The sequence below is a fragment of the Micromonospora sp. NBC_00389 genome (assembly GCF_036059255.1).
GTDB lineage: Bacteria > Actinomycetota > Actinomycetes > Mycobacteriales > Micromonosporaceae > Micromonospora.
Window position 1 is genome coordinate 3082185 of the sequence record NZ_CP107947.1, and the last position, 22661, is coordinate 3104845.

The 22661-nt window shown below is 73.0% G+C and carries 21 protein-coding genes; 13 read left to right on the forward strand and 8 right to left on the reverse strand.

Annotated elements, in window-relative coordinates:
* The first annotated feature begins 15 nt into the window (after positions 1–15).
* From OG470_RS14670 to OG470_RS14710, 9 genes are all read left to right on the forward strand, one after another.
* Complete coding sequence (locus tag OG470_RS14670; protein ID WP_328424612.1) at positions 16–516, forward strand: DUF456 domain-containing protein; 501 nt, start codon at positions 16–18, stop codon at positions 514–516.
* A gap of 66 nt (positions 517–582) precedes the next feature.
* On the forward strand, positions 583–1329 hold the full coding sequence (locus OG470_RS14675; protein WP_328424613.1) for an MBL fold metallo-hydrolase: 747 nt from the start codon (positions 583–585) through the stop codon (positions 1327–1329).
* Positions 1330–1629: 300 nt separating this feature from the next.
* Positions 1630–3216 carry an amino acid permease gene (locus OG470_RS14680; protein ID WP_328424614.1) on the forward strand — a complete coding sequence of 529 codons (1587 nt, stop codon included), beginning with the start codon at positions 1630–1632 and terminating at the stop codon, positions 3214–3216.
* A 168-nt stretch (positions 3217–3384) separates the two neighbouring features.
* Entirely contained in the window at positions 3385–4749 is a 1365-nt protein-coding gene (locus OG470_RS14685; protein ID WP_328424615.1) for a glutamine synthetase family protein, read from the forward strand.
* Between the two features lie 24 nt (positions 4750–4773).
* Entirely contained in the window at positions 4774–6129 is a 1356-nt protein-coding gene (locus OG470_RS14690) for an aldehyde dehydrogenase family protein (protein WP_328424617.1), read from the forward strand.
* 5 nt (positions 6130–6134) lie between these two features.
* On the forward strand, positions 6135–6902 hold the full coding sequence (locus OG470_RS14695) for a 3-oxoacyl-ACP reductase (RefSeq protein WP_328424619.1): 768 nt from the start codon (positions 6135–6137) through the stop codon (positions 6900–6902).
* Entirely contained in the window at positions 6899–7657 is a 759-nt protein-coding gene (locus OG470_RS14700; protein ID WP_328424621.1) for a gamma-glutamyl-gamma-aminobutyrate hydrolase family protein, read from the forward strand. Before OG470_RS14695 ends, OG470_RS14700 begins: the two co-directional genes overlap by 4 nt.
* A gap of 71 nt (positions 7658–7728) precedes the next feature.
* Positions 7729–8280, forward strand: a complete 552-nt coding sequence (locus tag OG470_RS14705) for a pyridoxamine 5'-phosphate oxidase family protein (RefSeq protein ID WP_328424623.1) — start codon at positions 7729–7731, stop codon at positions 8278–8280.
* Positions 8281–8469: 189 nt separating this feature from the next.
* The gene (locus OG470_RS14710; protein ID WP_328424625.1) at positions 8470–12129 is read left to right on the forward strand and encodes a SpoIIE family protein phosphatase; all 3660 of its coding nucleotides are present in this window, start codon (positions 8470–8472) and stop codon (positions 12127–12129) included.
* Between the two features lie 54 nt (positions 12130–12183).
* On the opposite strand, the gene OG470_RS14715 is transcribed toward OG470_RS14710, so the two are convergent.
* Positions 12184–12498 carry an STAS domain-containing protein gene (locus tag OG470_RS14715; protein WP_328424627.1) on the reverse strand — a complete coding sequence of 105 codons (315 nt, stop codon included), beginning with the start codon at positions 12496–12498 and terminating at the stop codon, positions 12184–12186.
* Between the two features lie 95 nt (positions 12499–12593).
* On the opposite strand from OG470_RS14715, the gene map reads away from it, so the two are divergent.
* Together map and OG470_RS14725 are read left to right on the forward strand one after the other, a co-directional pair.
* The gene (gene map / locus OG470_RS14720; protein ID WP_328424629.1) at positions 12594–13451 is read left to right on the forward strand and encodes a type I methionyl aminopeptidase; all 858 of its coding nucleotides are present in this window, start codon (positions 12594–12596) and stop codon (positions 13449–13451) included.
* A complete protein-coding gene (locus tag OG470_RS14725) occupies positions 13448–14161 on the forward strand; it encodes a VIT1/CCC1 transporter family protein (RefSeq protein WP_328424631.1) in 714 nt (237 codons plus the stop codon). Before map ends, OG470_RS14725 begins: the two co-directional genes overlap by 4 nt.
* A 6-nt stretch (positions 14162–14167) precedes the next feature.
* Here the strand turns inward: OG470_RS14725 and OG470_RS14730 are convergent, their stop codons facing one another.
* From OG470_RS14730 to OG470_RS14760, 7 genes are all read right to left on the reverse strand, one after another.
* Entirely contained in the window at positions 14168–14905 is a 738-nt protein-coding gene (locus OG470_RS14730) for a nucleotidyltransferase domain-containing protein (RefSeq protein ID WP_328424633.1), read from the reverse strand.
* A gap of 125 nt (positions 14906–15030) precedes the next feature.
* Entirely contained in the window at positions 15031–15531 is a 501-nt protein-coding gene (locus tag OG470_RS14735; protein WP_328424635.1) for a nitroreductase family deazaflavin-dependent oxidoreductase, read from the reverse strand.
* Between the two features lie 77 nt (positions 15532–15608).
* Positions 15609–18407, reverse strand: a complete 2799-nt coding sequence (locus OG470_RS14740) for an ABC transporter permease (protein ID WP_328424637.1) — start codon at positions 18405–18407, stop codon at positions 15609–15611.
* The gene (locus tag OG470_RS14745; RefSeq protein ID WP_386989680.1) at positions 18404–19138 is read right to left on the reverse strand and encodes an ABC transporter ATP-binding protein; all 735 of its coding nucleotides are present in this window, start codon (positions 19136–19138) and stop codon (positions 18404–18406) included. Before OG470_RS14745 ends, OG470_RS14740 begins: the two co-directional genes overlap by 4 nt.
* Entirely contained in the window at positions 19135–19737 is a 603-nt protein-coding gene (locus OG470_RS14750) for a PadR family transcriptional regulator (RefSeq protein WP_328424639.1), read from the reverse strand. The genes OG470_RS14745 and OG470_RS14750 overlap by 4 nt, the downstream gene beginning before the upstream one ends.
* Positions 19738–19790: 53 nt before the next feature.
* Positions 19791–20228: a ferritin-like domain-containing protein gene (locus tag OG470_RS14755; protein ID WP_328424641.1), complete on the reverse strand. Its 438-nt coding sequence runs from the start codon at positions 20226–20228 to the stop codon at positions 19791–19793.
* Complete coding sequence (locus OG470_RS14760) at positions 20225–20752, reverse strand: hypothetical protein (protein ID WP_328424643.1); 528 nt, start codon at positions 20750–20752, stop codon at positions 20225–20227. The genes OG470_RS14755 and OG470_RS14760 overlap by 4 nt, the downstream gene beginning before the upstream one ends.
* A gap of 154 nt (positions 20753–20906) precedes the next feature.
* Here OG470_RS14760 and rimP point away from each other — a divergent pair, with 154 nt between their 5' ends.
* Both rimP and nusA read left to right on the forward strand, forming a co-directional pair.
* Positions 20907–21620 carry a ribosome maturation factor RimP gene (gene rimP / locus OG470_RS14765; protein ID WP_328424645.1) on the forward strand — a complete coding sequence of 238 codons (714 nt, stop codon included), beginning with the start codon at positions 20907–20909 and terminating at the stop codon, positions 21618–21620.
* The gene (gene nusA, locus OG470_RS14770) at positions 21617–22660 is read left to right on the forward strand and encodes a transcription termination factor NusA (RefSeq protein WP_328424646.1); all 1044 of its coding nucleotides are present in this window, start codon (positions 21617–21619) and stop codon (positions 22658–22660) included. Before rimP ends, nusA begins: the two co-directional genes overlap by 4 nt.
* Position 22661 lies beyond the last annotated feature (1 nt).

A 22661-nucleotide genomic window follows, 5' to 3' on the forward strand; every position in this document is an offset into this window, starting at 1 on the left:
ACGGAAGAGGGCGGCGTGAGCCTCACGGACTCGCAGACGGTGGTGACGGTGGTGGCCGCGCTCGCCATCGTGGCCGGGCTGGCCGGCGTGGTGGTGCCCGGCCTGCCGGCGCTGCCGCTGTGCTGGGGTGGGGTGCTGGTCTGGGCGATCTTCGGCGGCGCCGGCATGGGTGGCTGGGCGGTGTTCGCCGTCGCCACGTTGGTCGCCGCGGCCGGAGTCGTGATCAAGTACGCGTGGCCCGGGCGGAACCTGAAACGCACCGGTGTGCCGACGTCCACGCTGCTCGCCGGTGGGGTGCTCGGCATCGTCGGGTTCTTCGTGGTGCCGGTCGTGGGGCTGGTGCTCGGCTTCGTCGCCGGGGTGTGGGCGGCGGAGCGACTGCGGCTCGGTGACTCCAGACTGGCCTGGCCGTCCACCAAGCAGGCGGTCAAGGCCGCTGGTCTGTCGATGCTGGTCGAGTTCGCCGCCGGCCTGGTTATCGCCGCGCTCTGGCTGGCCGGCCTGCTACTGACGTGACCCGCGGCCCTCGGGCGGACGAGCTCGGGGCCGTGCGGCGGACCCGCGCCGGCTAGGGTCGGCTCCGTGCGCATCGTGGTGCTGGGCGGTCTTGGTGCCTGGCCTTCCGCCTGCCAGGGGTGTGCTGGCTTCGTGGTCGAGCACCAGGGCTTTCGGCTGCTGATCGATCCTGGCTACGCAACCCTGCAACCGCTGCTGACCCGGCTGAATGCCTCGGCGGTCGACGCGGTCTACGTCAGCCACGGCCATCCCGACCACTGCGCCGACCTGCAGCCATTGCTGCGGGCAAGGGTGTTGCCAGACCGGTCCGCCCCGGCCCTGCCGGTGTACGCGCCCACCGGCAGCCTCGACCCGCTGCTCGCGATCGACGAGTCAGGGCTCATCGACACGGCGTACAGACTGCACGAGTTCACCCCCGGCGACGGCTTCGACGTCGGTCCGTTCACCGTGCGGACCTGGTCGCTGCCGCACTGGGTGCCTAACGCGGCGGGCTGCTTCTCCGCTGGCGGGACGGTGCTGGCCTACACCGGGGACACCGGGCCGAGCCCGATGTTGGTCGAGTTGGCCCGCGACGCCGACCTGCTGATCGCCGAGGCGACGTACGTCGACGAGATCCCGGACCGGCATGTCGGATTCCTGTCGAGCGCCGCCGAGGTGGGTCGCTACGCCAGTGCGGCACGGAGCAAAGAGGTCCTGCTGACGCACCTGTGGCCGGGCACGGACCCCGACGCGGCGGTCGCGGCGGCACGGCGGGCGTACCGCGGTCCGGTCGGCGTGGCTCGACCGGGCCTGGTGGTCGACCTGCCCGCTTGACGTGAGGGCTCGTTGTGGGGCGGCGGCGGGGGACACCCGTCGGGTACGGCGGAGCAGGCCGTACGTGAGAGAGAGGTGGGTGCCCCGCGCCGCCGCGGTGCCGGGCGGTCCGAGCGCCCGGAGGTGGACCCGTCGCGAACGGGCCTGGTCACGAGGTCAAGGATGCGCCCGGGCCGGCCGGGCGGCAACGCAATTAGCCGTGACGGCGGTGAGATTCCCACCGACTGCGTATTGACCGCCTTGATCGCCGGGACGACACTTTGCCCACTCGCACGCGGAACCACCTCAGGGAGGTGTGCAGTGGCAACGACCCCCGTGCCAACCGCCGAGCAACCAATGGACGACGACGCCCGACGGCTCGCCGAACTCGGCTACAAGCAGGAGCTGCGCCGCAAGTGGAGTGGCTTCTCCAACTTCGCCATCTCGTTCTCGATCATCTCGATCCTGGCCGGCTGTTTCACCACCTTCGGCCAGGCATGGAACAACGGCGGGCCGGTCGCCATCTCCTGGGGCTGGCCGCTGATCTCGCTCTTCATCCTGATCATCGGCTTCTGCATGGCCGAGCTGGTGTCGGCGTACCCGACCGCCGGTGGGATCTACTGGTGGGCGGCGACCATGGGCCGCCCGGTGCACGGCTGGTTCACCGGCTGGTTGAACCTGATCGGCTTGGTCGCGGTCACCGCCTCGGTCGACTACGGCTGCGCGACCTTCCTCAACCTCACCCTGTCGGCGCTCTTCGACGGCTGGGCCGGCACGCTGCGGCAGGCGTTCATCCTCTTCGTGATCATCCTGGCGCTGCACGGTCTGATCAACATCTTCGGGCACCGGATCATCGACGTCCTGCAGAACGTCTCGGTCTGGTGGCACGTGGCCGGCGCGGCCGTCGTGGTGGCCATCCTGGTCTTCGTCCCGGACAATCACCAGAGCTTCCAGTTCGTGTTCACCGAGCGGTTCAACAACTCCGGCTTCGGTGACGGGGACAGCGGCGGGCTGATCTTCTGGTTCTACGTGTTGCCGCTGGGCTTCCTGCTCACCCAGTACACGATCACCGGCTTCGACGCCTGCGCGCACGTCTCCGAGGAGACCCGGGGCGCCTCGCAGGCCGCCGCGCGCGGGCTGTGGCAGTCGATCTTCTATTCGGCGGTCGGTGGCTGGATCCTGCTGCTGGCGTTCCTCTTCGCGGCCACCGACGTCGAGGCGGTCAACGCCGCCGGCGGCTTCTCCGGCGCGATCTTCGAGTCCGCGCTGACCCCGGTCTTCTTCAAGATCGTCATCATCATCTCCACCATCGGGCAGTTCTTCTGCGGGATGAGTTGCGTGACCTCGATGAGCCGGATGGCATACGCGTTCAGCCGCGACCGGGCGGTGCCTGGCTGGCGACTCTGGTCCAAGGTGGACCGCAACGGCACCCCGGCCAACGCGATCATCGGCGCCACCCTGGCCGGCCTGGTCCTCACCCTGCCGGCGCTCTACGAAAGCTCCGCCGGCATCCCGATCGCCTTCTACGCGGTCGTCTCCGTCGCGGTGCTCGGGCTCTACCTGTCCTTCCTCATCCCGATCGCGCTGCGGCTGCGGATGGGCGACCGGTTCATCCCCGGGCCGTGGACGCTCGGGCGGAAGTACAAGCTGCTCGGTTGGATTGCGGTGATCGAGATCGCGGTCATCGCGGTCTACTTCGTGCTGCCGATCGTGCCCACCGGGGTGCCCGGCAACGACGGGTTCACCTGGTCGGCCGTGAACTACGCCCCACTGGCCGTGGGCGGGGTGCTGCTGGTGGTCGCCGTCTGGTGGTACGCCTCGGCCCGGAAGTGGTTCACCGGCCCCGTGCGTACCGTCGAGGACCCGGCACGAGCGCCCGACCCGGCACCGGTCGACGGGCCTGGCTGACCCGGACGTCCCGGTCCGCCGCACAGGCGGACCGGGACGCGGTCGTGGCCTCAGCCTGCCGCCGGTGCACAGGCGATCCACCCGAGCCATCCCGTTTGCCGGGGTGGCCGCAGCGGGCATTGACGATGATCCGCTCGACCGGTAGACCTTGGTGATGGAGGCCCGCGAATGAGGAAAGCGCCGCTCACGCTGGAACAACTGCGGGTCGCCGTCGCCGAGGGTGAGATCGACACGGTGGTGCTGGCCCTGGTCGACATGCAGGGCCGGTTGCAGGGCAAACGGTTCCACGCTCCGTACTTCCTCGACCAGGTGGTGGCCAACGGCAGCGAGGGCTGCAACTATCTGCTCGCCGTGGACGTCGACATGAACACCGTCGACGGGTACGCGATGTCGAGCTGGGAGCGGGGCTACGGCGACTTCGCGATGGTTCCGGACTTCGGCACGCTACGCCGGACGCCCTGGCAGCCCGGCTCCGCGCTGCTGTTGGCCGACCTGGCCTGGCTGGACGGCTCCGGTGACGTGATCGCCTCGCCCCGGCAGATCCTGCGCCGGCAACTGGACCGGCTGGCCGAGCACGGGCTGACCGCATACGCCGGCACCGAGCTGGAGTTCGTGCTGTTCCGTGACTCGTACGAGGACGCCTGGCGCCGCGGCTACCGCGACCTCACCCCGGCCAACCAGTACAACGTGGACTACTCGCTGCTCGGCACCGCCCGGGTCGAGCCGCTGCTGCGCCGGATCCGCACCGAGATGGCCGGCGCCGGGCTCACCCCGGAAAGCGCCAAGGGCGAGTGCAACCTCGGCCAGCACGAGATCGCGTTCCGGTACGACGAGGCGGTGGCCTGCGCCGACCACCACGTGATCTACAAGAACGGAGCCAAGGAGATCGCCGCCCAGGAGGGCATGGCGATCACCTTCATGGCCAAGCCGAACGCGCGGGAGGGCAACTCCTGCCACATCCACTTCTCCCTGCGGGACGCCGCCGGAGCTTCGGCGATGCTCGGTGACGGGCCGGCGCACCTGTCGGAGACCGGGCAGCGGGTGCTCGCCGGACTGCTGGCCACCATGCGGGAGTTCAGCCTGCTCTTCGCCCCGAACATCAACTCCTACAAGCGCTACCAGCCGGGGTCGTTCGCCCCGACCGCGCTGCGCTGGGGAGTGGACAACCGCACCTGCGCGCTGCGGATGGTCGGCCACGGGCAGGGCATGCGGGTGGAGAACCGGGTGCCCGGCGCCGACGTCAACCCGTACCTGGCGATCGCCGGGCTGGTCGCCGGCGCGCTGCACGGCATCGACGGAGAGCTGGAGCTGGGCCGGGAGTGCACCGGCAACGCGTACGACGATCCGGAGGCCGAGCGGGTGCCCGGCACCCTGCGTGACGCCCTGGCCCTCTGGGAGTCCTCCACCGTGGCCGCCGACGCCTTCGGTGCCGAGGTCGTCGCCCACTACGCCAACCAGGCCCGGGTGGAGATCGCCGCCTTCGACGCCGCCGTCACCGACTGGGAGTTGACCCGTGGCTTCGAACGCCTCTGACGACGCAGGGATGGGGGTGCCGGCGTGACTGTGGTGGTGGATCCGGCTACCGGGGAGGGGTTTCGGGACGTGCCCGCGGCCTCGGTGGCAGAGGTTGACGCGGCGATCTCGCGGGCCGCGACCGCGTTCGAGGCGTGGCGGGCGGTGGCGCCGGGAGACCGGGCACGGCTGCTGCGGCGGTTCGCCGCCGTGGTCGACGCGCACCTCGACGAGCTGGCCGCGCTGGAGGTCCGCAACTCCGGGCACACCATCGGCAACGCCCGCTGGGAGGCCGGCAACGTCCGGGACGTGCTGGACTACTACGCCGGAGCGCCGGAGCGGCTGACCGGGCGGCAGATCCCGGTGCCCGGCGGGCTGGACATCACCTTCCACGAGCCGCTCGGCGTGGTCGGGGTGATCGTGCCGTGGAACTTCCCGATGCCGATCGCCGCCTGGGGGTTCGTTCCGGCCCTCGCGGCCGGCAACACCGTGGTGCTCAAGCCCGCCGAGCTGACCCCGCTCACCGCGCTGCGCCTGGCCGAACTGGCCCGCGAGGCCGGCCTGCCCGACGACGTGTTCATCGTCGTCCCGGGCGAGGGCGCGGTGGTGGGGGAGCGGTTCGTCAGCCACCCGGCGGTCCGCAAGATCTGCTTCACCGGGTCGACCGAGGTGGGCACCCGGATCATGGCCGGCTGCGCCGGCCAGGTGAAGCGGCTCACCCTGGAGTTGGGCGGCAAGAGCGCGAACATCGTGTTCGCCGACGCCGACCTGGAACGCGCCGCCGCGACCGCGCCCGGCGCGGTCTTCGACAACGCCGGCCAGGACTGCTGCGCCCGGTCCCGGATCCTGGTCCAACGCCCGGTGCACGACCGTTTCCTGGCACTGCTCGAACCAGCGGTGCGGGCGGTGCGGGTGGAACACCCGGCCCAGGACACCGCCGAGATGGGCCCAATGATCTCCGCCAGCCAGCGGGACCGGGTCGCCGGCTACCTGGCCGGGGCGCGGGTCGCGTTCACCGGCTCCTGCCCCGACGGCCCCGGCTTCTGGCACGCCCCGACCGTGCTGCTGGCCGACTCGGCAGCCGACCGGCACTGGCGGGAGGAGATCTTCGGCCCGGTGGTCTCGGTGCTCCCGTTCGACGACGAGGCCGACGCGATCCGGCTCGCCAACGACACCGAGTACGGCCTCTCCGGCTCGATCTGGACCCGGGACGTGGGTCGCGCGCTCCGGATGGCCCGCGCCATCGACTCGGGCAACCTCAGCGTCAACTCGCACTCCTCGGTGCGCTACTGGACCCCGTTCGGCGGGATGAAGCGCTCCGGGCTGGGCCGGGAGCTCGGTCCGGACGCGCTGCACGCCTTCACCGACGTCAAGAACGTGTTCATCGCGACAGAGGAGTAACGCCAGTGCAGGGTCGGTTGCAGGACCGGGTGGCCGTGGTCACCGGAGCGGGCAGCGGGATCGGGTTGGCCACCGTCCGGCGGTTCGCCGCCGAGGGTGCCCGGGTGGTCTGCGTGGACATCGACGTGGCGGCCGGCGAGCGGGCCGCCGAGGAGTGCGGCGGCGAGTTCGTGGCCACCGACGTCGCCGACGAGTCGGCGGTGCGTGACCTGTTCGACGGGGTGGCCGACCGGCACGGGCGGGTCGACATCGCGTTCAACAACGCCGGCATTTCGCCACCGGACGACGACTCCATTCTGGACACCGGCCTGGATGCCTGGGAGCGGGTGCTGCGGGTCAACACCACGAGCGTCTACCTCTGCTGCAAGTACGCGATCCCGCACATGCGCCGCCAGGGCAAGGGCTCGATCATCAACACCGCGTCGTTCGTGGCGCTGATGGGCGCGGCGACGTCGCAGATCGCGTACACGGCGAGCAAGGGCGGGGTGCTGGCGATGACCCGGGAGTTGGGCGTGCAGTTCGCCCGCGAGGGCATTCGGGTCAACGCGCTCTGCCCCGGCCCGGTGGCCACCCCGCTGTTGCTGGAACTCTTCGCCGCCGACCCGGAGCGGGCCGCCCGCCGGCTGGTGCACGTGCCGATGGGCCGGTTCGGGCAACCGGAGGAGATCGCCGCCGCGGTGGCGTTCCTGGCCAGCGACGACGCCTCCTTCATGACCGCCGCGCAGTTCGTGGTGGACGGCGGCATCACCGGCGCGTACGTCACACCGCTATGACGCAGCGGCCACTGATCGGGATCAGTGCGTACGTCGAGCCCGCTGACTGGGCGACCTGGCGGGGTGTGCCAGCCGTGCTGGTGCCGGAGGCGTACGTGCGGGCGGTGCGCGCCGCCGGCGGGCGGGCGGTGGTGTTGCCGCCGGACGACGAGGACGGCGACGTGCTGGCGGTCCTCGACGGGCTGCTGCTGGCCGGCGGCGCCGACGTCGGCCCGCGGCGGTACGGCCAACCGCCCGACCCGCGCACCGAGGACCGGCCGGACCGGGACACCGGCGAGCTGACCCTGCTGGCCGCCGCGCTCGCCGCCGACCTGCCGGTGCTGGGTGTCTGCCGGGGGATGCAACTGCTCGCCGTCGCCTACGGCGGCACCCTGCACCAGCACCTGCCGGACGTGGTCGGTCACGAGGAGCACCGTCCGGCGCCCGGCGTCTACGGTGCCCATCCGGTGCGGTTCGCGCCGGGCAGCCTGGCCGCGACGGTGCTGGCCGGGGTGGGCCGGGTCAACTCGTACCACCACCAGGCGGTTGCCGACCCGGGGCGGCTCGCCGTCACCGGCTGGGCGGCGGACGGGGTGATCGAGGCGGTCGAGGATCCGGGCCGGCCGTTCGTGCTGGGCGTGCAGTGGCATCCGGAGAACGAGCCGGATCCGCGGCCGATCACCGCGCTGGTCCGGGCCGCCCGCCAGCGACCGCCCGGCCCGCTGGTCGCCGCCCGCGACGGTGGCGTGGATCTCGCGAGGCCGCCAACGCCGTGACGCGCGTTCCACCTGCGGGTGTGACGTACGTCGCCCCCGACGGGAGCGGCGGCCGGTGGGAGGATCAGCGCATGGGCAAGGTGTATCCGGCGATCGACGGTCGGCTGCGCGACTTCATCGCAGCCCAGCCGGTCTTCTTCGTGGCCACCGCGCCATCCGGCGCGGAGGGGCACGTCAACGTCTCGCCGAAGGGCATGCGGGGCACGTTCGTGATTCTCGGTCCGCACCGGGTGGCCTACCTGGATTACCACGGCAGCGGCGCGGAGACGATCGCCCACCTGCGGGACAACGGCCGGATCACGCTGATGTTCTGCGCCTTCGACGGGCCGCCGAAGATCCTCCGACTGCACGGCCGGGGCAGCACCGTCGCGGTCACCGAGGCCGCCTTCGCCGACCGGCTCGCCGAGTTTCCCGAGCCGCCGGATGTGCACGCCGTACGGGCCGTGATCACCGTCGAGGTGGATCGGGTCAGCGACTCGTGTGGCTATGCCGTGCCACTGATGGACTACCGCGCGGAACGCGATCTGTTGCTCAGCTCACACTCCCGCCGCACCGCCGACGATCTGGTGGTCTACCGGGCCACCAAGAACGCGGCGAGTATCGACGGGCTGCCGGTCTTCTGAGCCGCCGGGCGCGCTCCGGCACGGCCGACGCCGACGCCGCACCCGCCGCCACTGTCCGGTCACTGACAGCGGCGTAGGCAATCAGCGTCCAACAGGCGCGATGCGTTACGTTCCTCGTCCGCCGGGGTACAAGTCGGAACACGGCTGGCGAAGATCATCGGCTGGGGGGCAGCCGGAGCGGGAGGCTTTATGAGCTCGGCCCAGGGGGGCGCGGACGCGGGGCATTCCCTCGCGGCCGCCAGCGACGTGCCCCCACTGCTGACGGCCGCCTTCGCGGCCGGCGGTGAGCTGGGCGAGCGACTGGGGAACCTCGACTGGTCCACCGCTCCGCTCGGCCCGCCGGGTCGCTGGCCGACGGCGCTCTCCAGCGCGGTCGGCATGATGCTCGCCTCCAGCGCGCAGATCGTGATGTTCTGGGGCGACGACCAACTCGCCTTCTACAACGACGCCTACCGGCCGACCATCGGCAGCAAGCACCCGGACGTGCTCGGTCAACCGGCCCGGCAGCACTGGGCGGAGACCTGGGCGGTGCTCGGCCCGCTGCTGGACGAGGTTCAGCGCACCGGACAGTCGTACCGGGGCGCGGACCACCCCTTCCTGCTGGACCGGCACGGCTTTGTCGAGCAGACCTACTTCGACGTCTCGTACGACCCGATCCGGGGCGCGGACGGTTCGGTCCACGGCGTCTACTGCATCGTCAACGAGACCACCGGGCGGGTGCTCGGCGAGCGCCGGCTGCGGGCACTCGCCGAGCTGGGCGCCGAGTTGGCCGACGTGGTCAGCGCCGCCGAACTCGGCCGGACCGCCGCCGAGGTGCTCGGTCGGCACCGGGCGGACGTGCCGTTCGCGCTGATCTACCTGGGCGACGAGGCCGGCCGGTTCACCCTGGCCGGCTCCGAGGGCACCGGCCAGGCCGCTGTCGACATCGCCCCCGAGGTACTCGCCCGGGTGGCCGCCGCCGGCGCACCCGTCACGGTCGAGGTGGCCAGTCTGCTCGACCCGCCGCCGGCCGACGCAGCCGACCACGCCCTCGTGCTGCCCATCACGGCGACCAACGAAACCGTCGGCGCGCTGGTCGTCGGCATGGCCAGCCTGCTGGCGCTCAATGACGAGTACCGCGACTTCCTCGACCTGGTCGCCGCCCAGATCTCCCGCGCGGTGGGCAAACAGCGGGCATACGAGCAGGAGCGGGCACGCGCCGCGGAGTTGGCCGCGCTGGACCAGGCGAAGACCAACTTCTTCGCCAACGTCAGCCACGAGTTCCGCACCCCGTTGACCCTGGTGCTCGGCCCGATGGAGGACATGCTGGCCGACCCGGCACTGCCCGCCGCCTACACCGACCGGCTCACCATGATGCACCGCAACGCGCTGCGCCTGCTCAAGCTCGTCAACACCGTGCTGGACTTCTCCCGGCTGGAGTCCGGCCGGCTGGCCGCCCATTACCAGCCCACCGACCTGGCCGGCTACACCGCACGGCTCGCCAGCACCTTCCGCTCGGCCACCGACCGGGCCGGGTTGCGACTGGTGGTGGACTGCCCACCCCTGCCGGCGCCGATCTTCGTCGACCGGGACATGTGGGAAAAGGTCGTCCTCAACCTCGTGTCGAACGCGGTCAAGTTCACCTTCGACGGCGAGATCCGGGTCCGGGTCAGTGCCTCTGGCGGCGCCGCCCGGTTGGAGGTGACCGACACCGGCGTGGGGATCGTGCCGGCCGAGCTGCCGCACGTCTTCGAGCGGTTCCACCGGGTGTCCGGGGTGCGCGCCCGCACCCACGAGGGCACCGGGATCGGCCTGGCGCTGGTCCGGGAGCTGGTCGAGATGCACGGCGGCGAGGTGGGGGTCACCAGCCGGATCGACGAGGGGAGCACCTTCGCGGTGACCGTCCCGTTCGGATCCGCGCACCTGCCCGCCGACCGGGTGGCGCCGTTTGGCCCTCAGCCGTCGGGCGAGCCGGAACAGGCCCGGCTCTACGTCGCGGAGACCGCGCTGTGGACCGGCGCCGAGCCGCCGCCGGAGTTGGGCAGCCGGCCGGCGGCGGTCACCCCGGCCGGCCGGATCCTGGTCGTCGACGACAACCCGGACCTGCGCGAGCACGTCACCCGGCTGCTGTCCCCGACCTGGGAGGTGGTCACGGCCAGCGACGGTCTGGCGGCCCTGCCGCTGGCCCGTGAGGGCGGGTTCGACCTGGTGCTCACCGACGTGATGATGCCCCGGCTGGACGGGTTCGGGCTGGTCGGCGCGCTGCGCGCGGACCCGCGTACCCGACACGTGCCGATCGTGCTGCTCTCCGCCCGGGCCGGCTCCGCGGAGGCGGTCGCCGGCCTCTCCGTCGGCGCCGACGACTACCTGACCAAGCCGTTCTCCGGGCAGGAGCTGGTGGCGCGGGTCCGGGCCAACGTCGAGCTGGGCCAACTGCGGGGGCAGATCATCCGCCGGCTGCGGGCGCTGGCCGACGCGGCGGTGGCGGTGAACACCGCCCGATCGACCGCCGACGTCCTCCAGGTCGCCGCCCGGCATGCGCTCAGCCTCGCCGAAGCCGCCCGGGTGGTGGTCACCGCGACCGGGTCCCGGTCCGAGGCGGACGCCGGCGGCACCACCGCCGCGGACCCGTCCTTCGTGGCCGAGCTGACCGGCACCACCGGTGAGCGGCTCGGCGAGTTGCGGGTCTGGCGGTCGGCCGGCGACGACGCGCAGGCCGACGAGGCCGCCCTGACCCAGCTCGCCCGGCTGGTCGGGGTACGGCTGGAGAACGCCCAGCTCTACGAGGCCGAACACCGCATCGCCACCACGTTGCAGCACAGCCTGCTGCCCCGGTCGCTGCCCCAGTTGCCGGGCGCGGTGGTGGCCAGCCGATACCTGCCGGGCAGCGCCGACGTCGAGGTCGGCGGCGACTGGTACGACGTGATCGCGCTGGAGGGCGACGAGCTGGCGCTGGTCATCGGCGACGTGGTCGGCAAGGGCGTCCAGGCCGCCGCGGCGATGGGGCAGCTCCGCAACGCGCTGCGCGCGTACCTGCTGGAGGGCTTCGACCCGGGTGAGTCGCTGACCCGGCTCAACCGGCTGGTCGGGTCCACCGAACGCCGCTCCTTCGCCACTGTGGTCTGTCTGCTGTTCAACCCGCGCACCGGGAGGTTGCGGTACGCCAGCGCAGGTCACCCGTCCCCACTGCTGATCAGGGGAGGTGACGTGGCATTCCTGCACGACCGGGCGCTCGGCCCACCGGTCGGCGCCATCCCCGACGCGACGTACCACTCGGTCGAGGGGGAGCTGCCTCCCGGCCGCCGGCTGCTGCTCTACACCGACGGGCTGATCGAGGATCGGCAGCTCGGCATCGACGCCGCGCTGGCCCAGCTGTGTACCGACGCGGCCACCCCCGGTGAGCACGTGACGGACCTGATCGAAGCGGTGATCGAGCGGGTCGCCGGTCAACCGCGCCGCGACGACGTGGCCGTGCTCGCCCTGGAGGCGGCCGAGCTGAACCGCTTCGCGTTGCGGCTGCCCGCGGACCCGACCCGGCTGAGCGTGCTGCGCAAGCGCCTGGAGGACTTCCTGGTCGCGCACGGGGTCGGCGAGACGGACCTGTTCGACGTGACCGTGGCGGTCTCCGAGGCCGCCGCGAACGCCATCGAGCACCCGGTCCACCCCGCCGAGCCGGTGATCAGCGTTGAGGTGGCCATCGAGAACCGGACAGTGACCGTCACGGTGCGCGACAGCGGCCGGTGGCGGGAGTCGGCCGGTTCCGGGTTCCGCGGGCGCGGGCTGACCCTGATCAAGGCGCTGGGTGAGCTGACGGTGCGGCGTACCGACGAGGGCACCGAGGTGACGCTGCGCCGGCAGCTGCAGGACTGACCTCGCGCCCGACGGTGCGCGTGCGCCCTACAGACCAGCCGGGCCGCGGCTGGCTCAGGCCGGGCTCAGCCAGCTCTGCTCGCCCAGGCCGGAGATGTCCAGCACGCGGCGGACCTGCCGGGACGGCAGCACGGTGAGCGTGCCGGGAAACTGCTGGGCGAGCCGGACCAGCGCGTGGATGGCGGCCGAGTCGAAGAAGGTGACCGCGGTCAGGTCGAGGGTGATCCGCTCGGCGGGCTCGCGCAGGGCCGTCTGGAGCATGGTGTCGGCGGTAGCCATGTCGACCTCACCAGCCACCACCACGTGGAGGTGATCGCCGTGGATCTCCGCGCTGGCGGAGAAGACGGGTGGTGCTCCTCCTTGATCCACGCAGACACCATGGCACAGCCGACCTGGCAGGGCAACAACCGGTCCGGAGCGGCCGTGGCGCGGGTCACCAGCCGGGCCGGCGATAGGCTTGAGGCATGACCGTCCGTCCGCCGCTGACCCCAGGCACGCTCTCCCCGATGCGACCGGTGCCGGCCCACATTCCCCGCCCGGAGTACGTGGGCAAGAAGCGTCCCCAGGAGTGGCGCGGCTCGCACGTGCAGACGCCGGAGACCATCGAGAAGATGCGGATCGCCAGCCGGCTGGCCGCCCAGGCGACCCAGCTCGCCGGCGAGCACTCCAAGCCCGGCGTGACCACCGACGAGATCGACCGGGTGGTCCATGAGTTCCTCTGCGATCACGGCGCGTACCCGTCGACGCTGGGCTACAAGGGCTTCCCCAAGTCCTGCTGCACCAGCCTCAACGAGGTCATCTGCCACGGCATCCCGGACACCACCGTGCTGCAGGACGGCGACATCATCAACGTCGACGTGACCGCGTACATCGACGGGGTGCACGGCGACACCGACGCCACCTTCTGTGTCGGCGAGGTCAGCGAGGAGGCCCGGCTGCTGGTCGAGCGGACCCACGAGGCGATGATGCGGGGCATCCGCGCGGTCGCGCCGGGCCGCCAGATCAACGTCGTGGGTCGGGTCATCGAGTCGTACGCGAAGCGGTTCGGCTACGGCGTCGTCCGCGACTTCACCGGCCACGGCATCGGAGAGACCTTCCACAGCGGGCTGTACGTGCCGCACTACGACAGCCCGCGTCCCACGGACCTGATGGAGCCCGGGATGACCTTCACCATCGAGCCGATGATCACGCTCGGCACCTATCAGTACGACATGTGGGACGACGGGTGGACCGTGGTCACCAAGGACCGGAAGTGGACTGCCCAGTTCGAACACACGATCGTGGTGACCGACGACGGCCACGAGATTCTCACCCTGCCGTGACCGACACCCCTGCGGCGCTGCGCGAGGCGCATCACGCGGACGTCTCCGGCGGCTGGCTGCGCCCGGCCGTCTTCGGCGCGATGGACGGGCTGGTCACCAACATCGCCCTGATCGCCGGCGTTGGCGGCGGTGGGGTCTCGCCGCGCAGCATCGTGCTGACCGGCACCGCCGGTCTGGTGGCCGGCGCGATCTCGATGGGGCTCGGCGAGTACACCAGCGTGCGCTCGGCCAACGAGCAGGTCGCCGCCGAGGTGGCCAAGGAACGGCGCGAGTTGGAGCGGCATCCCGAAGCTGAGGCCCGCGAACTGGCCGACGCGTGGGTGGCGCGCGGCCTGCCCCGGGACCTGGCCACCCAGGTCGCGGAAGCCGTACGGCGCGATCCGGAGGAGGCGCTGCGGGTGCACGTCCGCGAGGAGTTGGGCGTCGACCCCGACGACCAGCCGAGCCCGTGGACGGCGGCGATCTCCTCGTTCCTGTTCTTCTCGGTGGGGGCGCTGATCCCGCTGCTCACGTACCTGCTCGGCGCCACCGAGCTCTGGCTGGCGCTCGCCGTCGGCGGGCTCGGGCTGTTCGCCGCCGGGGCGGCGGTGGCCCGGTTCACCAACCGGCCCTGGTGGACCAGCGGGTTGCGCCAGCTACTGCTGGGTGCCGCGGCGGCCGCCGCCACCTACCTGATCGGCGCTCTGATCGGCGTACAGGGCGCGCTGTGACGCCGGTCAGCAGCTGAGCAACTCGTCGACCGTGCCGTCCACCGGCCGGCCACGGGCGGCAAGCTCCTCGGCCTGCCGGCCCAGCACCAGCCCCACCTCGGTCATGTCCGCGCCGGCCAGACCGGTGCGGCGCACCGCGTCCCCCGGGTCGCGGAAATAGGTGCGGCTCAGCAGACCGGTCACCGTGGCCGCGGCCAGCCGCGCCTCGCCGAGCATCAGCAGCGCCTGGTCGGTCTCGTACCACTCGGCCAGCCGGGCGGCCCGCGCGTGCGCCGCGCTGCCCCGGTACCAGGCCTGCCGGGCTGCGGTGCTGAACTCCGCCGGCCGTGCCCGAGCCAGCCGGCCCAGGTGCTCGTCGCGCAGCGTCCGCAGCCAGCCGGTCGGGTCGTGCAACGCCCGGGTGGTGACGTACCGGTCCGCGGTCAGCGGCCAGAGCGGGGAGAGCACCCGGGCCTGCCCGAGGTAGTCCTCGGCGGCGGCCACGGTCAGGTCGACCAGCACCCCGTCCACCCGCCGGGTCGCCGGGGGTGGGCCGGTGCCGGGTCGGTAGGTGACCACCAGCATCCCCACCTCGCGGTCCCCGCCGCCATCGTCGTCGCCGTGCGCCAGCGGGCCGTGCACCGCGACCGCGAGCACGTCGGCCGCGAAACGTCGCTGGGCCGCCTGGGCGACCCCTTCCGCCACCGTCCACCGTCGATCGTCGAAGCCCCGGTCGACATCGGCCTGTTCGCTGCTCGCGCTCACGGGGTCGCCTTCGTTCCCGACTGCGGGGCTCGCAGGACCGGCTCACTCCTCGCGCTCACGGGCCACCCTTCGTTCCCGACCGTGGGGCTCACCGGATCGTCCCCGCCTGGCGACTGAGCGTCAGCCTAGCCAGCCGGTCGCGGGCCAGCCGGCGCGCCGCGCCCGGTCGGCACCAGCCGGAAGATGCGGATCTCCCGGCCGCCGGCTCGCTGGACGTATGTGCGGTACGCCGGCCACTCGGTGACCAGGAGTGCCCACAGCCGGTCCCGTTCGGCGCCGGTGGCCACGTCGGCCCGCACCGGAACCCGTCGACCCCGCACGTCCACCTCGGCGGCCGGCTCGGCGAGCAGGTTCAGCGCCCAGCCGGGCTGCTGGGTCTGCCCCCAGTTGGAGCCGATCACCACGTACGCGTCGCCGTCGGGCACGTAGATCAGGGGATTGCTGCGCGGTTTGCCGGAGCGGCGGCCGGTGGTGGTGATGATCAGGGACGAGACGAGGCCGAGTGCGACCACCCGGCCCCGGGTGAGCCGGCCGACCACCCGGTCGGCGGGAACCAGCAGGCGGGCGGCGGCGCCGAACCAACGGTGGTGGCCGACTCGACGGGTGAGGGATCCCAGCACTGACACGCCGCCCAGTCTGCCGGTTGCCGCGCCTCGGTGGCCAGCCCCCTGCGCCGCTTCGGCTGCCCGCCGGAGCGTCCCGCTCAGTCCAACCGCCGCTCGATGGGCAGGCGGGCACGCGTGAACAGGCCGGCGCCGAGCATCGCCACCATCGGCACCAGCACCAGGACGCCGAGCGCCGGCCACGGCACCAGGAACGGGTACGGCTCGCTCACGGGCCAGCTGGTGGCGTACTGCCGGTTGACGGAGAACAGCACGATCGCGGCGGTGCCCAGCCCGGCCACGATGCCGAGTACCGAGCCGAGGCCGGCGATGACCCCGGCCTGGCAGATCGCCAGCAGCCGGCGTACCGCCGGGGCCGCGCCGACGGCCGCGAGTGTGGACAGCTCGGCGCGCCCCTCGGCGGCGGCGAGCGCGGTGGCGATTCCGGCCGCGCCCACCGTGATCAGCCCGGCCGCCGCGGCGAGCAGCAGGAGCAGCGGTGACACGTCGCGGGGGGCGGCGCCCTGCTCCACGCTCAGCGAGAACGCCCCAAAGGACCTCAGCGCACCGGTGAACCGCTCCTGCCGGTTCTCGTCCGGCGGGGCCGGGGTGTCGATCACCCAGCCGGTCTGGGACGAATTCAGGCCGAGCTGTCGGACCGCGGACGGGGACAGCAGCAGGCGGGGCTGCCCGACTGCCGCGGGCAGCGCGTACCCGGGCAGATCGCTGGCACCGTTCGGCCCGTCCGTTCCGGCCTCCGCCCGGCTCACCTGCACGGTCACCAGGCCGTCGTGCAGGTAGCGCGGGTCGGTCACCACGACGCCCCCGGCGCGCAGCACCGCGGTGGCGGCAGCGGTGGCCGCCGGGTCCGCGCCGGTGAGGATCGGCAGGGCGCTGCCGTCGTCCACCAGCGTCTCGACGTAGCCGCCGTAGTAGTCCCCGTCGCGGAGCTGGCAGCGCGGGTCGGCCCGGGCCTGCCGGCGCTCCGCCGGGGCGAGGTTGTCCCCGGGCAGCCAGGGGCAGGCCCGCTCCGGCGGCAGCCTCGGTGCGACGTAGCAGTAGTCGCCGGGGTTGCCATCCGGTGGGCAGGCCACGGTGTGCACCGCGGCCACCGCGCCGGCGCCCAGCTGCGCCTGGGCCGCGGTGGTGACCTCGGCCAGCGTGGGTCGGGGCAGCCGGGTCGGCTCGGTCGCACTGACCAGCACGTGCCCGGTCGGCAGCATCGGTTGGTAGGCGCGCGTGTCGCGGGCCCCGTCGCTGGCCAGGTACCCGCCGAGCGCGACGCTGCCGGCCACCGCCGCCATCACGGCGCAGATCGCCGGTGCCGCGACGGCCCGGTTGCGGCTGGCGTCGCGTAGCGCGATCCGGGGTGCCAGGGGCAGCACCCGGCCGAGGCGGGCGAGTGCGCCGATCAGTGTGGGTGTGCAGCAGACCAAGCCCAGTTCGCCGAGGATCAGGCCGGTGAGGATCACCGCCGGTGAGGTTCGGGTGGCCCCGAACGCCGCCAGCGCCGCCCCGCCGGCCACCAGTGCCAGCCCGATGGTCAGCCACCGGGCTCGGCTCGGGGGAGGGGTGCGTCGCCCGGCGAGCCCGGCGATGACGTCCTGCCGGGCGGCGGTCCAGGCCGGTGCCAGCGCGGCCAGCACCCCGGCCAGCACCGCGACCCCCCCGAGCAGCATCAGCGCCGACGGCCAGCAGCGGTACCCGCCGAAGCGGGCGCCGAAGACGTACTGCTCCACGAGCGGACGACCGGCGAACGCCGTGCCGACGCCGAGAATCAGGCCGGCGGCGGCGCCCAGCACGCCCAGCACCACGCCGTCGGCGAGCACGACCCGACGCAGTTGGGCGGCGTCCCCACCGGCAACCGCGACCAGTGCCAGGTCCCGCCGCCGGCGGCGGACGCCGACCGCGAAGGCCGGCCCGACCAGCAGCACCACCTCCAGCAGCCCGAGGCCGGCGATCAGCACGCCGGTGCTCAGGTCCGTGGCGCTGCTCGGACCGATGGACCCGGGCCACGGCCGCGACTGTCCCGCCGCCGGGATGGTCGGGTGGCGCGGGGTGACCAGCACGCCATGGTCGTTGAGTCGGGACACCAGCGCGGCGTCGACGGTGCCGGGCACGTCCACCAGCCAGCTGCTGTCCGGCAGCGGATCGCTTCGTGGCACGGCACCCGGGTGCAACGCCAACACCGGGCCGAGATCGTCGGGAAACTCGACCACCCCGACCACGGTGTACGCCCGGGTGCCGTCGGCGGTGGCCACGGCGTCGCCGAGGCGTACGTCCAGGCGGCGTAGCGCCGCCGGGCTCACGGCGACCTCGCCGGGCTGCCGCGGTGCCCGTCCGGCCCGGAACCGCACCAGCCCCCGGGCCAACGGGTCGTTGAGGTCCAGTACCCGTCCTTCGACGTTCTCGTCGCGCTCCGGGCCGCGCACCGTCAGCGGGAGTAGAGCGCGCACCTCGGTGACCCGGCTGCCGGGGCCGAGCAGCGTGGACACCTCGGCGGCGGTGGCCACCCGACCGTTTGTCCCGTGGTCGCCCTCCCGGGTGTACCAGCCTTCGCCCCACTCGTCCTGCCCGATCGGGGTGTCGGTGATCCACCGCAGCTCCGCGTCGGCGACGCCGAGTCGGCGGTCGATGCGCTCCTGCGGGGTCAGCTCGGCCATGTCGTAGCTTACGGCCAGGAAGGCCAGCACCAGCACCGGCAGGGCGATCATGGCGAGCACCAGGGCGGTTCGCCGGCGGGCCCGGCGCGACTCCCGCCGGGCGATCCGCAGCGCCGCCCGCCAGGAGCCGGTCAGCTCGGCCAACCGACGCCGGCCCGCGGGTGCCGGCGGCGCGCCCGGCGGTGCCGCCGGGACGTCGGCACGGCCGGAGGCCCGGCGCGCCCGGCGGACGGTCACCGGTCGCTACCGGACAGCAGTTGCTCGACGCTGCCCAGCGGTGCCGTCGTGTCGACCAGCACCCCGTCCCGCAGGAACACCACCCGGTCGGCCCAGCCGGCGTGTCGCGCCTCATGGGTGACCAGTACGCCGGCTGCGCCCGCGTCGACCCGGCGGCGCAGCAGGTGCAGCACCGCCTCGCCGGTCTGCGAGTCCAACGCCCCGGTCGGCTCGTCGGCGAGCACCAGCCGCCGCTCGCCGACAAGCGCGCGGGCGATGGCGACCCGCTGCTGCTGGCCGCCGGAGAGCTGGTCGGGGAAGCGGTCGCCCAGCGCCGGCAGGCCCACCTCGGCCAGCGCGGCGAGGGCCGCCGCGCGGGCCCGGCGCCCGCCGGCGCCGTCGAGTTCCAGCGGGAGGGCGACGTTCTCCATCGCGCTTAGGCTGCCCAGCAGGTTGAGCTGCTGGAAGATGTAGCCGATCCGGCGGCGGCGCAGCTGGGCCAGCCCTCGGCGGTCCAGCGCACCCAACGGCTGCCCCTCGACCCGGACCTCGCCGCGGGTCGGGCGGTCCAGGCCGCCGGCGAGGGCCAGCAGTGTCGACTTGCCGGAGCCGGACGGACCCATCACGGCGACCAGCTCACCCGGCCGGACGACCAGGCTGACGCCGCGCAACGCGTGCACCGCCGCCGGGCCGACCCCGTGGGTGCGGTGGACGGCGCGAAGCTCCAGCACCGCGTCGTCCGCTCCGCTCACCGTCGCGCCTCCTCGTCGGCCCACCGCGCCGCGTCGGACATGTCGGCGTCGCCGGCTCTCGGCACGGGCGGCGCGGGGGTGCCGGGCTGGTGCCGGACCAGGCTGGTCTCGCAGTGGTCCAGCCAGCGCACCTCCGCCTCGGCCTGGAACACCATCGAGTCCAGCACCAGCCGCCAGGGCAGGTCCTCCGGCCGGTTGCTGCCGTACTTCAACCGGGTCAACTCCTGCAACGCCCGCATCGTCGCGCTGCGCTGGGCCTGTACCACCGAGCGGACGTCCACGCCGGGGGTGGTCAGCGCCAGCGCCAGCTTGATCGCCAGCTCGTCGCGGGGGCGGTCGGTGCGGCTGATCGGGGTGGCGAACCACAGCGCCAGATCCGCCCGGCCGGCGTCGGTGATCTCGTACGGGCGTTGCCCGGACTCGCTCTCCGGCAGCGGGCGCACCAGACCGTCCCGCTCCAGCCGGGAGAGCGTGGTGTAGACCTGCCCGATGTTCAGCGGCCAGGTCGAGCCGGTCGACTCCTCGAACGCGGCGCGCAGCTGGTAGCCGTACATCTGGCCACGTTCGAGCAGGGCGAGCAACCCGTGACGGATGGACATGGGAACGGAGTATGCATACCTGGTATGGCGCTCCGCAACCGGAGCGGACCGGTTCAGGTGGGGCGGCCGGGAAACGCGACAGTTTGCGGGGTGAGCCCGGCGGTCTTGCGCCAGCGGGTGGCCCGCACGGCGCACTCGACCAGGGCGGCCAGCGCCTGGTCCCGGTCGGCGCCGGTGGTGGACGCCAGCGCCGCCCGCCAGTGCGCCGCGGTGCGCTCCTCCACCTCGACCGCCAGCCGCAACGCGCTCGCCTTGTCGGTGACCGCGAACGGCAGCGCGTACCCGGCCCGGTCCGGTGGCACGTCGCCACCGGAGGTGCTGAGCTGCACCACCAGCGCGTCGCGCCGGCGGCGGTGCGCGGCCTCTGCCTGGCGCGCGGCGTCCCGCGCCGCCCCGGTCAGCCGGACGCCGATCCGCCCGTAGGCGTAGATGGCCGCGTACTCGGCGGAGAGGGCGGCGGCGAGCGCCTCCGGGGCGGATGGCTGCCTCACTTCAGTGCCTCCTGGTGGGTGGCCCGCGCGGCGGCGATCGACCCGAGCAGCGCTGCCCGTTCCGCCGGTGCCGCGGCGCAGGCGGCGGTCGCGGACTGCTGGCCGGTCTTCTCCAGCGCTCGCAGGGCGGCCAGCGCGCCGGCCGGTTCGGCCGCCGGGGCGGTGGTCGGGCCGGCGGCGGGCGTCGACGGCAACGCGACGCCGATCACCCGGGCCAGTTCGGTGGCGTGCGCGGTGTGCGCCTCGGCGATCGGGCCGAGCCGGTCGGCCAGCTCCGGGTGCGCCGCCGCGCTCGCCCGGTGCGCCGCGGCCAGCCCGAGCGACTCGTCCACCATCGGCCGCAACGGGTCAGGCGGCGGCGCCGGCTGGCCATCGCGGTCGAAAAGATCACAGCCGGTCAGCGGCGCCGCGGCACCGCCGAGCGCCAGCAGCGCTCCGGCGCGCAGGAGCTTTCGCCGGGAATGTCCGGATGCTTGGTCGCGCTGTGTCGTTCTGCCGATCCCCACCGGGCAAGTCAACACCATCCGGCCCGGTCCGGGGGCCACCCGCGTCGGTGCGCCGCCCGGTCCACCAGCGGGCAGGCGCGTTACGCTCTGCGCAGCCACCGGGGCGTTCGCTCCGGTGGCGTGCCGGCATGGCGGGACGACCGTCGCCGTCGACCAGGGAAAGGGTGCGGAGATGACGCAGCGTGGCCGTGCCACCAGGTCGACGGATCGACCCCGTGGTGGTGTGAGTCCCCGCGGCGGTGATCTCACCGCGCGACGTAACCGGTTGCGGGCCGTGATCGAGCCCGTGGTCAACGGCGTGGGCTACGACCTGGAGGACCTGTCGGTTTCCCGGGCCGGCCGCCGGCACGTGGTGCGGGTGATCGTGGACGCCGACGGCGGGATCGACCTGGACGCCGTCGCGGACGTCTCCCGCGCGGTCTCGGCCGCGCTCGACGCCGCCGAGGAGACCGGCGGCGACATCGTCGCCGGGGAGTACCAGCTGGAGGTCAGCTCACCGGGCGTGGACCGGCCGCTCACCCTGCCCCGGCACTGGCGGCGCAACGTCAGTCGGCTGGTCAAGGTCACCGTCCGGGGCGCGGCCGTGCTGCCCGATCAGCGCGGCGAGCAGCCCACCGGGGACCGCCAGGTCACCGGCCGGGTGGTCGGGGCCGACGACGAGGGCGTGCAGTTGGAGACCGACGACGGCCGGGCCTCCTGGGCGTACGCCCAGTTGGGCCCCGGTCGGGTGCAGGTCGAGTTCACCCGGCTCGCCGAGCTGGGTGAGCCGGACGAGTTCGACGACGCGGACGATACCGACGACGCGGACGACGCGGACGAGACAGACGAGATCGACGATTCAGACGACATCGACGACGAAGATGATGTGGAGGACGAGGAGAGGTGAACATCGACCTCGCGGCGCTGCGCGCACTCGAGCGCGAGCGGGAGATCCCGTTCGACACGATTCTCGCGGCGATCGAGACCGCGTTGCTGACCGCCTACCGGCACACCGACGGTGCCGAGCCGCACGCCCGGGTGGAGATCGACCGCAAGTCGGGCGCCGCCCTGGTGTACGCGCAGGAGATGGACGAGGACGGCAGTCTGGTGCGGGAGTGGGACGACACTCCCCACGACTTCGGCCGGATCGCCGCCATGACCGCCAAGCAGGTGATCCTCCAGCGGCTGCGGGAGGCCACCGACGAGGTGCACTTCGGCGAGTACGTGGGTCGCGACGGTGACCTGGTCACCGGCGTGGTGCAGGCGCACGAGGCGCGGTCCGAGAAGGGCATCGTCAGCGTCGACCTGGGCAAGCTGGAGGGCGTGCTGCCGCAGTCCGAGCAGGTGCCCGGCGAGCGGTACGTGCACGGCGAGCGGATCCGCTGCGTGGTGGTCCATGTGGCCAAGGGCATGCGTGGTCCGCAGATCACCCTGTCCCGGTCGCACCCGGCGCTGGTCAAGAAGCTGTTCGCGCTGGAGGTGCCGGAGATCGCCGACGGCACGGTGGAGATCGGCGCGATCGCCCGTGAGGCAGGTCACCGCACCAAGATCGCCGTACGCTCCGCCACCCCCGGGGTGAACGCCAAGGGTGCCTGTATCGGCCCGATGGGCCAGCGGGTGCGTGCCGTGATGAGCGAGCTGCACGGTGAGAAGATCGACATCATCGACTGGTCGGATGACCCGGCCACCTTCGTCGGCAACGCGTTGTCGCCGGCCAAGGCGCTGCGGGTCGAGGTGGTGGATCTGGCCACCCGGACCGCAAGGGTGACCGTGCCGGACTTCCAGCTCTCTCTTGCCATCGGGCGGGAGGGGCAGAATGCCCGCCTCGCGGCCCGGTTGACCGGTTGGCGGATCGACATCCGCTCCGACGCGGAGCAGACCAGCCCGGCCGCGCGGGGCGCGGCTGATCACGTCCGGGAGCCGGGCGGCGCGATCTCGGGCAGCTAGG

Bases quoted from the DNA above. Each gene is read 5' to 3' on its own strand.
- OG470_RS14710 (WP_328424625.1), top strand. From the start codon at position 8,470: ATGAGCTCGGCCCAGGGGGGCGCGGACGCGGGGCATTCCCTCGCGGCC.
- OG470_RS14700 (WP_328424621.1), top strand. From the start codon at position 6,899: ATGACGCAGCGGCCACTGATCGGGATCAGTGCGTACGTCGAGCCCGCT.
- OG470_RS14760 (WP_328424643.1), bottom strand. From the start codon at position 20,752: ATGGTGTTGACTTGCCCGGTGGGGATCGGCAGAACGACACAGCGCGAC.
- OG470_RS14685 (WP_328424615.1), top strand. From the start codon at position 3,385: ATGAGGAAAGCGCCGCTCACGCTGGAACAACTGCGGGTCGCCGTCGCC.
- OG470_RS14705 (WP_328424623.1), top strand. From the start codon at position 7,729: ATGGGCAAGGTGTATCCGGCGATCGACGGTCGGCTGCGCGACTTCATC.
- map (WP_328424629.1), top strand. From the start codon at position 12,594: ATGACCGTCCGTCCGCCGCTGACCCCAGGCACGCTCTCCCCGATGCGA.
- rimP (WP_328424645.1), top strand. From the start codon at position 20,907: ATGACGCAGCGTGGCCGTGCCACCAGGTCGACGGATCGACCCCGTGGT.
- OG470_RS14750 (WP_328424639.1), bottom strand. From the start codon at position 19,737: ATGTCCATCCGTCACGGGTTGCTCGCCCTGCTCGAACGTGGCCAGATG.